General features: G+C 68.5%; 11 protein-coding genes and 1 pseudogene. 7 read left to right on the forward strand and 5 right to left on the reverse strand.

What is annotated here, in order from left to right:
• Positions 1–13: 13 nt before the first annotated feature.
• The 4 genes and pseudogenes from FCK90_RS11670 to FCK90_RS11685 form a co-directional block, all read right to left on the reverse strand.
• On the reverse strand, positions 14–1,552 hold the full coding sequence (locus FCK90_RS11670; protein WP_158034476.1) for an NCS1 family nucleobase:cation symporter-1: 1,539 nt from the start codon (positions 1,550–1,552) through the stop codon (positions 14–16).
• Positions 1,553–1,851: 299 nt separating this feature from the next.
• A complete protein-coding gene (locus FCK90_RS11675) occupies positions 1,852–2,187 on the reverse strand; it encodes an MmcQ/YjbR family DNA-binding protein (RefSeq protein WP_158034477.1) in 336 nt (111 codons plus the stop codon).
• Positions 2,188–2,289: 102 nt separating this feature from the next.
• Entirely contained in the window at positions 2,290–3,801 is a 1,512-nt protein-coding gene (locus FCK90_RS11680) for a glycoside hydrolase family 32 protein (RefSeq protein ID WP_158034478.1), read from the reverse strand.
• A gap of 114 nt (positions 3,802–3,915) precedes the next feature.
• Positions 3,916–5,316, reverse strand: a pseudogene (locus FCK90_RS11685) (oligosaccharide MFS transporter).
• A 154-nt stretch (positions 5,317–5,470) separates the two neighbouring features.
• Here FCK90_RS11685 and FCK90_RS11690 point away from each other — a divergent pair.
• The gene (locus FCK90_RS11690) at positions 5,471–6,517 is read left to right on the forward strand and encodes a LacI family DNA-binding transcriptional regulator (protein WP_158034479.1); all 1,047 of its coding nucleotides are present in this window, start codon (positions 5,471–5,473) and stop codon (positions 6,515–6,517) included.
• Positions 6,518–6,554: 37 nt separating this feature from the next.
• Here the strand turns inward: FCK90_RS11690 and FCK90_RS11695 are convergent, their stop codons facing one another.
• On the reverse strand, positions 6,555–6,980 hold the full coding sequence (locus FCK90_RS11695; RefSeq protein WP_246180229.1) for an ankyrin repeat domain-containing protein: 426 nt from the start codon (positions 6,978–6,980) through the stop codon (positions 6,555–6,557).
• A 239-nt stretch (positions 6,981–7,219) separates the two neighbouring features.
• Here FCK90_RS11695 and FCK90_RS11700 point away from each other — a divergent pair, with 239 nt between their 5' ends.
• The 6 genes from FCK90_RS11700 to tyrS all read left to right on the forward strand — a co-directional run bounded on the left by FCK90_RS11700 (position 7,220) and on the right by tyrS (position 15,172).
• A complete protein-coding gene (locus FCK90_RS11700; RefSeq protein WP_158034480.1) occupies positions 7,220–8,428 on the forward strand; it encodes an argininosuccinate synthase in 1,209 nt (402 codons plus the stop codon).
• A 121-nt stretch (positions 8,429–8,549) separates the two neighbouring features.
• Positions 8,550–9,998: an argininosuccinate lyase gene (gene argH / locus FCK90_RS11705; RefSeq protein ID WP_158034481.1), complete on the forward strand. Its 1,449-nt coding sequence runs from the start codon at positions 8,550–8,552 to the stop codon at positions 9,996–9,998.
• Positions 9,999–10,008: 10 nt separating this feature from the next.
• The gene (locus tag FCK90_RS11710; protein WP_425481705.1) at positions 10,009–10,713 is read left to right on the forward strand and encodes a DNA-3-methyladenine glycosylase; all 705 of its coding nucleotides are present in this window, start codon (positions 10,009–10,011) and stop codon (positions 10,711–10,713) included.
• Between the two features lie 52 nt (positions 10,714–10,765).
• Complete coding sequence (locus tag FCK90_RS11715; protein ID WP_425481706.1) at positions 10,766–11,326, forward strand: adenine phosphoribosyltransferase; 561 nt, start codon at positions 10,766–10,768, stop codon at positions 11,324–11,326.
• 141 nt (positions 11,327–11,467) lie between these two features.
• The gene (locus tag FCK90_RS11720) at positions 11,468–13,789 is read left to right on the forward strand and encodes a HelD family protein (RefSeq protein ID WP_158034482.1); all 2,322 of its coding nucleotides are present in this window, start codon (positions 11,468–11,470) and stop codon (positions 13,787–13,789) included.
• A 72-nt stretch (positions 13,790–13,861) separates the two neighbouring features.
• Complete coding sequence (tyrS, locus tag FCK90_RS11725) at positions 13,862–15,172, forward strand: tyrosine--tRNA ligase (RefSeq protein WP_158034483.1); 1,311 nt, start codon at positions 13,862–13,864, stop codon at positions 15,170–15,172.
• Positions 15,173–15,563 lie beyond the last annotated feature (391 nt).

Genomic DNA, 15,563 nt, shown 5'->3' on the forward strand with positions numbered 1-15,563 from the left:
GGACGGCGGATCCTCAGGCGGGCTGCTGCTCGCGGACGGCGACGGGCACCGCGGCGTCGTCCGTCGGCTCGGGGCGATGCCGCCACATCAGCGCGATGTAGAGGCCCCCGCCCAGTGCGGCGCCGATCAGCCAGGCGAACCCGCTCAGGCCGGTGAGCACGGGCACCCAGACGGCCGCGACCGCGAACACCGCGGCCACCGCGACGGCGATGATCGCTCTCCTGTTCCAGCCACTCTCGTAGTAGTAGCGAGCCTCGGGGTTCATCGTGAACAGGTCTTCGACCTTGATCCGCTGGCGCCGGATGACGTAGTAGTCGGCCACGAGAACGCCATAGAGGGGTGCGAGGATCGCGCCGAGCGTGTCCACGAAAGCCGGCAGGCCGATATTGCTGATCGTGGCCACCCACAGGGCCCCGACCACGAAACCGATGGCCGCGGTCAGGTACCCGCCCATCTTGAAGCTGATCCGCTGGGGAGCCAGGTTCGACAGGTCGTAGGCGGGCGGGATGAAGTTCGCCACGAGGTTGATGCCGACGGTGGCCAGGAGGAAGGTGATCGCTGCGACCACGGTCAGTGCCGTGTTGCCGACGAGCCCGACGATATCCGCCGGGTTGGTCAGCGGTTCGCCCTGACCGTCCTGCAGCACGATGTAGGCCCCCGCCGTGATGAACAGCGCCAGGAAGGTGAAGAAGGTCAGGCTCACCGGAAGACCGGTGAAGTTGCCGAGCTTCATCGAGCGCTCGCTCCTGGAGTACCGTGCGAAGTCGCCGAAGTTGATGATGACGGCCGCGAAGTACGCGATCATGGTGCCGACGACGCCGATGAAGGCGACGACGGCGCCCCACCCGGTCCGGTCGTCGTTCGCGAAGAGGCCGCCGACGGCGGGCAGCAGCCGGTCACCGGCCTGGAACCAGATGGCGATGAGCAGGACGACCATGACGACGTACACGGCAGGGCCGGCGAAGTTCAGGAATCTCTCGATCCAGACGATGCCCCGTACGAACAACAGGATCTGCAGGCCCGCGACGATCGCGTAGGAGACCCAGTCGATGAGGTCCATCTCGAGGAATGCGGGGGTGACGGGATCGCCCAGGATCGCATTCAGCGCCATGGCCACGGCGGTCGAGGCGAAGTAGGTCTGCGCGCCGTACCAGAAGATCCCGACGATGCCGCGAACGAGTGCGGGCAGCTGAGCACCCCGAACGCCCATGCCCGCGCGGGCCATCGGCGCGTACGGGATGCCGTACTTCACGCTCGGCCGGCCGATGAGGTTCACCAGCCAGTTCACGATCAGCCCCGCCAGGACGATGGCGGCGAACACCCACCAGCCGCTGATGCCGGCGGTGATGAAGAGACTGGCCGCCAGCGTGTAGCCCGCCAGGCTCTGCACGTCATTGGTCCACACGTTGAAGATCTCGAAGGCTCCCCAGCGGCGTCTGTCCTTCGGCAGCGGGGCCAGGTCTTCGTTGTGGAGGGACGGATGCGGGGCGGTGCCCGCGAAGGAGTCGGGATCGGGAAGGCCCGCGGGGGCGCCCGGAAGGGAGACGGTCATGGGTGCGCTCCAGCTCTCGATGGCAGCTCCGCAGCCCGGAACTGTGTGATCACGGCGTCGCGAAAGCGGGTGGTGCCGCTTCGGACCGCAACGTGACACGAAGCTATCCGGCGGGGTGGGACGGGGGATTGCCGCTGTGTAAAAGCAGCGTTTCCTCATGCGGGGTTGCCAGGATGCGGCGCCTTGGTGAGACAGCCGGCCGTCTATGAGGGGATGCAACGGGTTGCCGGGGGTATCCCCGGGTTCCCTCAGCGCTGCGGAGTGGAGCTGCGGAGTAGAGCTGCGGAGTGCTGGGCGGCCTATTCGGGTGCTCTGGTGAGCCGCCCGGGGGCGCGTGCCTCCCAGGCCTCGGTGAGGAGCTCGGAGAGCTCTTCGGCGCCGATCCGGTCGAGGCGGACCAGGACGCTGGCGTGTCCCGAGTAGTGGGGGGTCGTGAAGAACTTCTCCGGGTCCGCGGCGAGCAGCGCCTGGCGTTCATCCACGCTCTCGCGCCAGCAGATCAGGACATCGGGTTCCTCGTGGATCCGGGCGAAGATCTTGCCCGCGACGTAGAAGGCCGGCGTGCCGTAGGAGGTTCGTTCGGCGACCTCGGGCAGGGCGGTGGCCAGCCGGCGGACGTCGTCCTCGGTGCTCATCGGCCTCTCCTCCCTGCGGTGAAGGCGCGGTCGCCTCTTGACGACGGCGGCCGGATGCTCGGCCCCTGCCAGCGCAGAACGCCGGGCATCGAGCCCGCCCGTCTATCGGAGCATAGTCTCGGCGGTGCGCGCTGTCTCTGCGCCCCGCTCACCCTCGCCGTCGCACGCGGCCCTGGTGGAGAGGCGCACGAGGCTCACAGCACCGTCGATACCCGTGACGCGAAGGTCCGGCGAGCGGAGCGGCCCGATCAGGTCCGTGAGGACCCGTGTGCCCCCCGCGGCGAAGATCTCGATCGACTCCTCGTCCAGCCAGAGGGTCAGCTCGAGCGTCGGGGTGGTCTCGAGCGGCATACGCTGAACGCTCGCGAAGCCCTCGGGATACCCCACAGCAGCCTCGCGCCGGTCGCAGCTGAGCTCCGCGGTGGCCCTGTCGTAGCCGATCACCACCGCATGGCCCTCGTCGCCCTCGAGCCGGAGCGAGACGCCCTCCGCCTCCTGCAGGGCGATCGCCAGATCGATGCGCCCTCGGGACGGCACCGGCGTCGAGAACCCCTCCGGCTCCGTGACGACGACGTCTTCCGCATGGCCCGACGGGGTCAGCGCCGGCCCGACGGGGCTCTGGCGCAGGCGCGGGCGCCCGTCGACCGTGGTCAGCGACAGGCGGCGGGCCAGCGTCATGCTCCCGCGCCTGGGCGCCTCGGCGTCGACGGGCATCTGCTTGGCGTACTCCCAGTTGCCCATCCATGCGATGAGAGTGCGCTGATCGTCGGGGAGTCCCGCGAAGGTCACGCCGGCGTAGCAGTCGCGACCGTAGTCGAACCAGTCGAGTCCGGCCAGGCCCGCTTCATCCGAGACCTCGACGGGCTCCCGGTGGACATCGGGCGTGAACGTCCGCCCGTCGAACCCGCCCACGAAATACTGGGTCCCCGAACCGCCCGCGATCCCGCCCGGCCAGAGGCTGACGAGCAGGACCCAGCGCACCTCGTCGGTCCCCTCGAGGCGCAAGGGGAAGATATCCGGGCACTCCCACACCCCTCCCACGGCGCCGGCGGGACCGAAGGAGGACAGGTAGGTCCAGGAGAGCAGATCGTCCGAGCGGTACAGCACGACCTCCTGCTGCTTCGCCTCCACCGCCACCATGACCCAGTAGGAGCCCTCGGCTCCCTCCGGCCCGCCGTCCCACCGGATGATCTTCGGATCCCGGAAGTCCGTCGAGCGGCGGTCGAGCACGGGATTCCCGGCGTGCTTGGTCCAGCTCAGTCCGCCGTCGAGGCTGTAGGCGAGCGACTGCGCCTGATGGGCGGCGTGCTTCGACTCCGAGGTGTAGCAGGCCACGAGGGCCGGCGCCTCGACCGAGCCGAATCCCGTGGTGTTCTCGGCGTCGACCACGATCGAGCCGGAGAAGATCTCCTCGTCATCGTCGAACCGGATGGCCACGGGGTGCTCCTCCCAGACCACGAGATCCTTGCTCGAGGCGTGCCCCCAGCTGAGGTTCCCATGCCCCACACCGAGAGGGTTGTACTGGAAGTAGAGGTGGTAGCGGCCGCCGTGGAAGAGGAGCCCGTTCGGGTCGTTCATCCAGTTGCGGCGCGGGGAGAAGTGCAGGCTGTTCATGGCTCCAGGTTCCGGGACGAAGAAGCGGGCCGGGGCGACGAGGATTCCGCCCCGGAATGCGGGATCCCCCGTCGAGTTCGCCCGCGGGGCGAACTCGACGGGGGATCCCGGATGTCACTGTCGCACTGTCTTGACGACGCCGGTCACGCCGGAACGGCCGGAGCGGATGAACGGATCGCCCTCGACGTCCTGATCGTCCTTCTTCAGGGCGAAGAACGCCCAGAGACCCGCACAGGCGACCACGCCGGCGATCACCAGGAACGTGGACTGGAAGCCGATGGCGTCGCGGATGTATCCGAACGGGGTCGCGAAGAACACGTTGCCGAGCTGCGCGGCGATCTCGAAGCCGACCATGTACAGCGTGGCCGAGAGCGCGGCGGGGAAGTGCAGCGTGAGGTAGCGGAAGATGCCGAGCACGAACAGCGGCACCTCGATCGCGTGCAGCATCTTCACGCAGGAGATGACCACGGGATCGTCGAAGACCGCCGAGCCGAGGATGCGCAGGCACATCAAGGAGACGCCCATGAGCAGGATGTTGCGCACCCCGACCCTGCGCATGATCAGCGGGACGAGCATCATGCAGCCGGCCTCTGCGAAGACCTGCACGGAGTTCAGGATGCCGTAGGTGTGGATGCCCACGTCCTCGTTCTCGAACAGGCCCGCGTAGAAGTTGGGGAACATCTGGTTGTCGTAGAGGTTGTAGAACGTCCAGCTGAAGATCACGAAGCCGATGACCACCCAGAGACCCTTGAGCTTCAGGACGTCGGCCATCTCGCGCAGGGTCGGCGCAGGCGGGTGCTCGGTGTGACCCGGTGCCAGGGGAACGTGGTCGGTCTTCCAGAAGATCTGCACGAGCAGGCAGAGAACGCCGAGCGCCGAGCCGAGGAAGAAGTTGATCGCCGGGTTGACGGTGAAGATGAAGCCCGTGAAGAGCGCAGCCACGCCGTAGCCGAGGGATCCCCAGCCGCGCGCCTGACCGTAGGCGAAGCCGTAGGTGCGGCTCATGCGCTCCGAGAAGGCCTCGAGCAGCCCGACCGCGGCCGTGTAGCCGAACGGCAGGTAGATGGCCCCGGCCAGCACGCCCCAGCCGAACGCGTTCTGCAGCAGCGGCTGATAGATGAAGAGGACGAACGGAGCCAGGCACGCCATGACCGACGAGGCCACGATGACGAGATTCCGCTTCAGGACCAGGCGGTCCTGCATCATGCCCTAGAACAGGAGTGCCACGATCGTCGTGAACGAGTTCACCGAGTAGACGGTGCCGATCTGGCCGCCGCTGAGCCCGAGACCGTGCTCGAGCCAGACCGCGAAGAAGGACCACCAGATACCCCAGCCGGCGAAGAAGACGAACAGGGTCGTCGAACTCTGCAAGTACGCGCCGTTCTTCAACAGCCGCCCGCTGATTGCCATACCAAGACCTCCATTGGCCTTCGGGAACCGGTCCGGCGAATCCTGGCAGCGCCGCTTGGAAACCTCTGCCGAAACCCGTTCGAGATAGTGAAGTGCTAAATGCATTTAGCACGTGCAAGTTAGCATGGCCCGGATGTCCGGTCCATCATTTTTCTGAAGAGGTCGGAGGCCTCGCGCAGTCCCGCGGAGCGTGTCCGGGGCGCGGTCTCATATACTGAGTCCCAGTCCAGCGCAATGAGGGGAGAGTGAAGGGGAGTCCGTGGCCAGATCCACCCCTCGCCGCCCGACGCTTGCCGACGTCGCCCGCCTGGCGGGAATGTCTCCGGCCGCGGTCAGCTTGATCCTGAACGACCGTCCCGGGTCCAGGCTCTCCGAGGAGGCCGCCGAGCGGGTTCGCGCCGCGGCGAAGGAGCTGGGCTATCGGCCGAACCCCGCAGCGCAGAGTCTGCGTTTGGGACGGACCCGTACCATCGGCTTCGTCTCCGACCAGGTCACCCTGACGCGCTACGCGTCGGGGATGATCGGCGGGGTGCTCGACGCCGCGAGATCTCATGGCAACACCGTTCTCCTAGCCGAGGTGGGCGCGCACGGAAGCCTGACGGGAGCGGCCCGGGAGCTCACCGACCGTCGCGTGGACGGGCTGCTCATCGGCTTGATGGCCGCGCGGATGATCACGGCGCCGTCGCTCCCCGAGGGGCTCCCGTTCGTACTGATCAACGGCGTCACCTCCGAGGGGCACCCCCATGTGCTCCCCGACGAGCGCCGGGCGGGCCAGAGCGTCGCAGCGCATCTCCTCGACCGGGGGCACCGGCGCATCGGCATCGTGGGCGATCTCCCCGAGTCCTTCGAGGACCTGCGGGTCTCCGCGACCATTCACCAGCGGTTCATCGGCATGAACGAGACCTTTGCGGAGGCCGGCATCACGCCGGCGCGGATCGGGGTGCCGCGCTGGGAGCCCGAGATCGGCTATGAGTACGCCGGGCGTCTGCTCGACGAGCATCCCGGGCTGACGGCGATCGTCGCCGGCAACGACAACGTCGCCTTCGGCATCTACCAGGCCGCCGCGGCACGCAGGCTGCGCATCCCCGAGGACTTCTCGCTCATCTCCTTCGCCGACGAGGAGCTCGCGGGGTACGTGCGTCCGGGACTGACCACCGCGCGGCTGCCCTACGAGGAGATGGGGCGCCGTGGCGTCGAGATGCTGCTCGGCGACGCCGAGCGGGAGCCCACGCTCCTGCCCATGCCTCTCATCACCCGTGGCTCGGTGCGCTCGCTGAGCGATCCGGATACGGAGCCGGGAGCATAGGGGTCGGCCTCGTGCACCCGTGCGGGCTCAGCTCACCTCAGGCGAACCGCTCCAGGATCGGGATCACGTTGGTGCGGCCGAACTCCTCGGCGACCGCCACCGCCGGCTGGAAGCCCGTGTTCTGCTGGGCGCCCGCCTCGAGCAACCGCTGGGTGATGGCTTCGTCGCCGCGGAAGACCGCGCAGATCAGAGCGGTGAAGCCCATGTCGGAGACGCGCTCCGTGTCTGCGCCCCGGGCGAGAAGCATGGCGACGGTGTCCTCGTGCTGGTGGTAGGCCGCCAGGTTCAGCAGGGTGTCGCCCTTGCCGTTGGTCAGGTTGACCGGTATGCCCTGGTCGATGGCCGCGGCCAGCTGCTCGGTCCGCCCCTCGCGGGCGGCGTCGAACATGCTGTTGAGCAGCTCCATCTCCTGCTCGGTCAGCTCGGGGGTCGGGGACGGTTCGGGGGCGGGGGATCCGGTCACGGGGGACTCCTGCGGTCGGGGGCGGGTTACGGTACTCCGGCCATTGTGGCGCAGGCGAGGGCGGCCCACAGTCACGTTCCCCCTCAGTGAAGTCCGGGGTGAAGCCCGGAACGGGGTCCGGGGCGAAACGTGGCATGAGGCCCGGCGGAACCGGTCGCCGGCACCCTTCATGCATAAATACAACACGACGTGTATAGTCATGCAGCAGTTGAGTCGAGACGATCTGAAGGAGAACTTTCGTGACCGAGCGCGTCGTGCTTGCCTACTCGGGCGGCCTGGACACTTCCGTGGCCATCGGATGGATCGGTGAAGCCACCGGAGCGGAGGTCATCGCCTGCGCCGTCGATGTGGGGCAGGGCGGTGAGGATCTCGAGTCGATCCGTCAGCGCGCGCTGGACTGCGGTGCGGTGGAGGCGGTCGTGGCCGATGCCCGCGATGAATTCGCCAACGAGTACTGCATGCCGGCGCTCAAGGCCAACGGCCTCTACATGGACTCCTACCCGCTGGTCTCCGCCGTCTCCCGGCCGGTGATCGTCAAGCACCTGGTGGACGCCGCGAAGGCCTTCGGCGCCACCACGGTGGCCCATGGGTGCACCGGCAAGGGCAACGACCAGGTCCGTTTCGAGGTCGGCATCCAGACCCTCGGCCCGGACCTCAAGTGCATCGCGCCCGTCCGCGATCTGGCGCTGACCCGCGAGAAGGCGATCGACTACGCCGAGCGCAACGACCTCCCCATCGCGACCACCAAGAAGAACCCGTTCTCGATCGACCAGAACGTGTGGGGTCGTGCCATCGAGACCGGCTTCCTCGAGAACATCTGGAACGGGCCCACCAAGGACGTCTACGACTACACCGACGACCCCGCCTTCTCCCCGGCACCCGATGAAGTGGTGCTGAGCTTCGAGCAGGGCATCCCGGTGGCCATCGACGGCCGCCCGGTCACGCCGCTCGAGGCGATCCAGGAGATGAACCGGCGCGCAGGTGCCCAGGGCGTCGGCCGCATCGACATCGTCGAGGACCGCCTGGTGGGCATCAAGTCCCGTGAGATCTACGAGGCGCCGGGGGCCATGGCCCTGATCGCCGCGCACCAGGAGCTCGAGAACGTGACCATCGAGCGCGAGCAGGCCCGGTTCAAGAAGACCGTGGGCCAGCGCTGGACGGAACTCGTGTACGACGGGCAGTGGTTCTCCCCGCTGAAGAAGTCCCTGGACGTCTTCCTGGACGACACCCAGCGCTACGCCAACGGCGACATCCGGATGACCCTCCACGCGGGCAAGGCCACCGTGACCGGGCGCCGCTCCGACACCTCGCTGTACGACTTCAACCTGGCCACCTACGACGAGGGCGACTCCTTCGACCAGTCGCAGGCCCGCGGCTTCATCGAGCTGTTCGGGATGTCCTCCAAGGTCGCCTCGGCGCGGGACCAGCGTCTGGCCGCCGGGTCCTGATCCTTCCCCCGGATGCCCGGGTCCCCGCAGGCTCATGACGAGCCCGCGGGGACCCGGGCATCCGGCACTGGGGCGCGGCCTTATCCTGGAGGACAGTTTCAGCACACGAGTGAGGGGATCCATGGCAGAGCACGTCAAGCACGGGACCAACGAGGGCGCACTGTGGGGCGGCCGGTTCGCCGGAGGGCCGGATCAGGCGCTGGCGGCGTTGTCGAAGTCCACGCAGTTCGACTGGCGCCTGGCGCCGTACGACATCGCGGGTTCCCGGGCCCATGCCAGGGTGCTGCACCGTGCCGGCCTGCTGGACGACGACGAGCTGTCCGGCATGGTCGATGCCCTCGACCGCCTCGAAGCGGATGTTCGTTCGGGTAGCTATGTGCCCGCAGAGTCCGACGAGGACGTGCACGGCTGCCTGGAACGCGGCCTGATCGAACGCGCCGGGACGGAGCTGGGCGGCAAGCTGCGCGCCGGGCGCTCCCGTAACGACCAGATCGCCACCATGGGCCGGATGTACCTGCGGGACCATGCCTCGATCATCGCGGGCAACCTCCTGGACGTGGTGCGTGCCCTGATCGCCCAGTCCGAGGCCCATCCCTACGCGCCCATGCCCGGCCGCACCCACCTCCAGCACGCCCAGCCCATCCTGCTCTCGCACCACCTCCTGGCCCATGCCTGGGCCATGGTCCGCGACGTCGAGCGTTTCGTGGACTGGGACGCACGCGCCGCCGTGTCGCCGTACGGTTCGGGTGCGCTGGCGGGTTCGACCCTGGGCCTCGACCCGAACGCCGTGGCGGACGAGCTGGGCTTCGACTCGGCCGTGTTCAACTCGATCGACGGGACCGCCTCGCGCGACGTCTACGCCGAGTTCGCCTGGGTGTGCGCGATGCTCGCCGTCGACGTCTCCCGGATCTCCGAGGAGATCACCACGTGGGCCACCAAGGAGTTCTCCTTCGCCACCCTGGACGACGCCTTCTCGACCGGCTCCTCGATCATGCCCCAGAAGAAGAACCCCGACGTGGCCGAGCTCGCCCGCGGCAAGGCAGGCCGGCTCATCGGCGACCTGACCGGCCTGCTGGCCACGCTCAAGGCACTGCCGCTGGCGTACAACCGGGATCTCCAGGAGGACAAGGAGCCGGTCTTCGACGCCATCGACCAGCTCGAGGTCCTGCTGCCCGCCGTCTCCGGGATGGTGGCCACTCTCACCTTCAACACCGAGCGCATGGCCGAGCTGGCTCCCCAGGGTTTCGCTCTGGCCACGGACATCGCCGAGTGGCTGGTCCGCCAGGGCATCCCGTTCCGCGATGCCCACGAGATCGCAGGCGATGCCGTGCGCGTGTGCGAGCAGCGGGGGATCGAGCTGTGGGATCTCTCCGACGAGGACTTCGCGGCCATCGACGCCCGCTTGACCCCGGACGTGCGCGAGGTCCTGACGCTCGAGGGCTCGCTGAACTCCCGCTCGTCGCAGGGCGGGACCGGCCCCGAGGCCGTCGCCCAGCAGCTGGCGGAACTCAAGAAGCGCGTGGCGGCGGTGACCGGGTTCGAGAACCGGCAGCCGGTCGTCTCCGGCTGAGCCGCGACCGGTGGCCGACGACCCCCGTGGGGAGCAGGCCATCGTCCAGCCCCTGGACGATGGACTGCTGGCCCTGCTCGCCCGTCCCGCTCCCGAGGCGGCCCCGGCCCTCCTGGGCTGCCTCCTGAGCACGACGACGCCGCTTGGCACCGTCACGCTGCGCCTGACCGAGATCGAGGCCTACGGCGGGCCGGCCGACTCCGACCTTCCCGACCCCGGGGCCCACACCTACCGCGGCCGGACCGCCCGCAACGCCTCGATGTTCGGGCCTCCGGGGCACATCTACGTCTACTTCACCTACGGCATGCACCATGCCGTGAACCTTGTGTGCCGGCCGCCCGGTGACGCGGGCGGGTGCCTGATCCGCGCCGGCGAGGTGATCGCCGGCGCGGAGCTGGCCAGGCAGCGGCGCAGCGCCCGGCGCCGCAGCCCCGTGCCGGATGACCTCCTGGCACGCGGCCCCGGGAACGTGGCCCAGGCCCTGGGCCTGACCCTCGACGACGACGGCGCCCCGCTGTCAGCGGACCCCATCGTCCCCGGGGTCCACCTCAGGGCCGGCGACCGCCCTTCCGGGATCCAGCAGACCGCCCGCACCGGAGTCTCCGGAGACGGCGGGACGGAGGCGTTCCCGTGGCGGTTCGCGATCTCGGGCGACCGCACGGTCTCGCCGTACCGTGCGGCGGTGAAACGGAACCGCCGTCGCCGTCCATCCTGAGGGGCGTGCGACCGGCGGCACGCCACGTCATATACGCGCCGGTGCCGATACCATGGCCCCTGTGAATCAGCAGCAGCGCGCACAGCCGTCAGAACCCATCGAGCAGATGATCGAGCGCCTGTGCGTGAAGATCCCCGACTACCCCGAGCCCGGCGTCCTCTTCCGCGACCTGACCCCGCTCTTCGGCGACGGTCCCGGGTTCAACCGCACGGTCCAGGCGCTGGCCGAGGCCTTCGAAGGCCAGTTCGACTGCGTGGCCGGAGTCGAGGCGCGGGGGTTCCTGCTGGCGGGAGGGATCGCCCACGCTGCCGGGTGCGGCGTCCTGCCCATCAGGAAGGAAGGCAAGCTGCCCCGGGAGACCTACCGGCAGCCGTACCAGCTCGAATACGGGACGGCGACCCTGGAGGTGCACACGGACGCCCTTCCCCGGGGCACCCGGGTGCTCGTGGTCGACGACCTGCTGGCCACCGGAGGAACCCTAGAGGCCAGCGGCCATCTGCTGCACCAGGCGGGACTGCACATCGCGGGGTTCGGCCTGGTCATGGAACTGACCGACCTCCGCGGGCGCGCCAAGCTCGGCGGCCACCGGGTGCGTGCGCTCTACCGGCTGTGAGCCGGCCCGTCGCACCACCGGACAGGCCTTTCGCAAGGGGCGGTCAGGTCAAGGCGACACAAGAGTGGCCCGCGTCATCTTTTCCTTCCCCGAGACCCGTCTACGATAGTGGGTCTGTATTTCATGGAGGAGATCGATCGCATGACGGAAGTCGCGAACACCACTCGGTCGCTGGCCGGCGAAGGCACCGCGGAGACCACCCCCTCGGAGCGAGTTGAGCGACAGCTGAAGCTGGAGCGCGACTACGTGCGGGTGCTGTATTCGCGCCTCGACGATCTCCGGGAGGAGAAGTCCGCCGAACTGGCCAAGGTGCGCCGCACCGATACCGGCGGCAACCACCAGAGCCGATCCGAGCGGGACGCCTTCGCCACGCACTACGAGGACCGGCTGGCGCAGCTGAACTCCGTGGACAACCGCCTGGTGTTCGGGCGTCTCGACACCACGGGGGAGGACGGCGAGCACACCCGCTACATCGGGCGCATCGGCCTGGCTACGGAGGACCACCAGCGCCTGATGGTCGACTGGCGGGCCCGGGAGGCCGCGGCCTTCTACCAGGCCACCGGCCGCCACCCCATGGGCGTCCGCCGCCGCCACCTGATCCTGGACGGCCGCGAGGTCTCTGCGATCGAGGACGACGTCCTGGACCCCGAGATGCTCGATGACGACGGCGTGCTGCAGGGCGAGGGCGCCCTGCTCGCGGCGTTGAACTCCAAGCGCACGGGCCGGATGACGGACATCGTCTCCACCATCCAGGCCGAGCAGGACAGGATCATCCGCGCCCCGCTGCCGGGAGTCCACGTGGTCCAGGGCGGTCCCGGTACCGGCAAGACCGCCGTGGCCCTGCACCGCGCCGCATATCTGCTCTACGAGCATCGCGAACGGCTGCGCAAGTCCGGCGTGCTCATCGTCGGCCCGTCGTCGTCGTTCCTGTGGTACATCGACCGGGTGCTGCCGTCCCTCGGGGAGACCGGCGTCGTCATGTCCTCCCTGGCCGATCTGTACCCGGGAGTGCACGGCGTGCCCGAGCGCGATCGCGAGGTAGTGCGGATCAAGGCCGACCTGCACATGGCGGAGGTCGTCCGGCAGGCGGTGCGGGACCGGCAGAAGGTGCCCGCTCAGGACCAGGTGCTGCACGCCGATTCCTATGAGGTCGTGCTCCCGCGGAAGCTCGTCCGCCGCGCTCGCGACAAGGCCCGGGCCACCGGCAAACCCCATAACGAGGCCCGCGGGACCTTCGTCAAGATCGTCCTGCGCGATCTCGCCGAGAGCCTGGGCGAGGATCTGAACAAGCGGTCCGGCAACGTCATGGACCGTTCCTATCTGGTCGAGGATCTGCGGCAGTCGCCCGAGGTCAGGAAGGCCATCAATCTGTGCTGGCTGCCGCTGTCGCCTGAGACGTTGGTTCGCCAGCTCTTCGCCAAGCGCCGCTACCTCGACTCCGCCTTCCGCGACTACTCCGCGCGGGAGCGGGCTCTGCTGGAGCGGCCCGCGGACGCGCCCCTGACCGTCTCGGACGTGCCGCTGCTGGACGAGGCTGCGGAGCTGCTGGGCGATCTGGAGGGCGCCGGGGTACGGATCACGACGACGGAAGCCGAGCGGGCCAAGGCCACCGAGAACGCCGAGAAGGCCCTCTACAACATGCACCAGTCCCTCGAGGACGTCGGCGTCGACGGAGTGGTCACGGCCGCCGACCTGACGGCCTTCAACGAGGAGGCCGAGCACCGGATGACCGCGGTCGAGGCCGCCCATGCGGATCGCACCTGGGCCTACGGCCACGTGGTGGTGGACGAGGCGCAGGAGCTGACGCCCATGCAGTGGCGGGTGCTCATGCGCCGGTGCCCCATGAAGTCCTTCACGGTGGTGGGCGATATCGCCCAGGGCGGTTCCGCCTCGGCGGCGAAGTCCTGGTCCGCGGCCCTGGGGCCCTTCGTCAAGGACCGGTTCGAGCTCGACGAGCTCACGGTCAACTACCGCACCCCAGCCGCGATCGCGGATGCCGCCGTGGCGGTAGCCCGCGCGGCGGGGCTGGAGATCTCCGCACCCAAGGCGGTCCGCGACGGCGAGGCCCCTTTGGTCACCGGGCTCCCGCAGTCCGCCGGCGACGAGTCCCTGACGCAGGCGGTCGTCGATCAGACCGAGGCGGAGGTCGATGCCGTCGAGGGCGGCCTGGTGGCGGTGATCGCCGCCGAGCACCGGATCGGGGCACTGGGCTCAGCCCTCTCGGAGCGGCTGCCGGGCAAGGTCGGCGCCGGGATGCGCCGGATCGACAACCAGGTGGTCGTGCTCTCGCCGTGGGACGCCAAGGGACTGGAGTTCGACTCGGTCGTGCTGGTCCAGCCCGCCGAGATCGTCGACGACGATGACGGGGTGGGGTCGCTCTACGTGGCGATGACCCGTCCCACGCAGCGTCTGCGGGTCATCGGATCGGGAGAGCTTCCGGAGGGTCTCTCGCCGTCGTCGTGACGCCGGGGCCGGCCCGGCTCCGGGCTCCACGGCCGAACGGGGGAGTCCCGGAGGGCTGGTATTTTTGTGCGGGTGACGGAAAGCATCGACTTTGAGCAGCAGCACAACGATCCCTCGTTCCCCAACGTCTGGCAGGAACTCAAGTGGCGCGGCCTGGTGTATGTCTCCACCGACGAGGCCGCCCTGGAGGAAGTGCTCTCGGGCGATCCGATCACCTATTACTGCGGATTCGACCCCACCGCGGCCTCACTGCACCTGGGCCACCTGGTCCAGCTCCTGACCCTGCGCCGGCTGCAGCTGGCCGGGCACAAGCCGCTGGGACTGGTGGGGGGCTCCACGGGACTGATCGGCGATCCCCGCGAATCCGCGGAGCGGGTGCTGAACTCGCGTGAACTGGTCGCCGAATGGGTGGACGGGTTGCGGACGCAGATCGAGCGCTTCCTCTCCTTCGAGGGTGCCAACGCCGCGCGGATGGTCAACAACCTGGACTGGACCGCGAACCTCTCGGCCATCGACTTCCTGCGGGAGATCGGCAAGAACTTCCGGGTGGGCACCATGATCAAGAAGGAGATCGTGGCCAAGCGCCTGAACTCGGACGAGGGGATCTCCTACGCGGAGTTCAGCTACCAGGTGCTGCAGGGCTACGACTTCCTGAACCTGTACCGCGACTACGACTGCGTCCTGGAGACGGGCGGATCCGATCAGTGGGGCAACCTGACCGCCGGCACGGAGCTGGTCCGCAAGGCCGAGGGCGTGAACGTGCACGCGATCGGTACTCCGCTGATCACCAACTCCGACGGCACCAAGTTCGGCAAGTCCGAGGGCAACGCCATCTGGCTGAACCCCGAGATGACCTCGCCGTACGCGTTCTACCAGTTCTGGCTCAACACCGCCGATGCCGATGTGATCGACCGCCTCAAGGTGTTCACCTTCCGTACCCGGGAGGAGATTGGGGAGCTCGAGCGCAAGGTGGCGGAGGAGCCCTTCCGCCGGGAGGCGCAGAAGGCCCTCGCCTATGACGTGAACACGCTGGTTCACGGGAAGGCCGCCACCGAGCAGGTGATCGCCGCGTCCGAGGCCGTTTTCGGAAAGGGAGACTTCGCCGAGCTGGACGCCCCGACCCTCCAAGCCCTCGTGGCGGAACTGCCCTCGGCCCGCGTGGCCCCCTCGGCCCGGTCGCTGGTCGAGCTCCTGGTGGCCACCGGCCTGTCGGCGTCGAACTCGGAGGCCCGCCGCACGCTGAACGACGGCGGAGTGTCCGTGAACAACGTCAAGGTCGCCGGCGCCGACGCCGAACTGACCGACGACCAGCTGCTGCCGGGCAATATCGCTCTGCTCAAACGGGGCAAGAAGAACATGGCCGCCGTGGTCGTCGGGGACTGAAGCTTCCTCGCGCTCCGTCCGTCTCTCCTGGTCAGAGCACCAAGGGTGGATCGCCGGCCCACCTCGGGCGAGGGTGTCCAGACGGAGATCGGGCAGCGGCTTGCAGTGGAGGCCGAGCGTGTGTAAGGTATAACCCCGTCGCCGCGAGATGCGGGAGCGAGAAGCCCCCGAGAACGGCGCTCGGTCCAGAACCGACATCATCTACTCCAGTCACACTCGAACGAAGATCGCCGTGCCATGTGCACGAACGGCCGAGTTGCGAGAGGCGGACAAGATGACTAACGTTGCGGACCGCAGCGAAACGGAAGTTTCGTAGCGACGGAACTCAGGGAACATGTCCGGTTCGGTACGGACGGTTCATCTGCTGTTGTTTGAGAACTCAATAGTGTTT

The sequence above is a fragment of the Kocuria coralli genome, from assembly GCF_008831305.1.
In the GTDB taxonomy this organism is placed as follows: domain Bacteria; phylum Actinomycetota; class Actinomycetes; order Actinomycetales; family Micrococcaceae; genus Kocuria; species Kocuria coralli.

Excerpts from the sequence above, each read along its gene's own strand:
- FCK90_RS11720 (WP_158034482.1), top strand. The coding sequence starts at position 11,468 with ATGACGGAAGTCGCGAACACCACTCGGTCGCTGGCCGGCGAAGGCACC.
- FCK90_RS11670 (WP_158034476.1), bottom strand. The coding sequence starts at position 1,552 with ATGACCGTCTCCCTTCCGGGCGCCCCCGCGGGCCTTCCCGATCCCGAC.
- FCK90_RS11680 (WP_158034478.1), bottom strand. The coding sequence starts at position 3,801 with ATGAACAGCCTGCACTTCTCCCCGCGCCGCAACTGGATGAACGACCCG.
- FCK90_RS11715 (WP_425481706.1), top strand. The coding sequence starts at position 10,766 with ATGGCCCCTGTGAATCAGCAGCAGCGCGCACAGCCGTCAGAACCCATC.
- argH (WP_158034481.1), top strand. The coding sequence starts at position 8,550 with ATGGCAGAGCACGTCAAGCACGGGACCAACGAGGGCGCACTGTGGGGC.
- FCK90_RS11675 (WP_158034477.1), bottom strand. The coding sequence starts at position 2,187 with ATGAGCACCGAGGACGACGTCCGCCGGCTGGCCACCGCCCTGCCCGAG.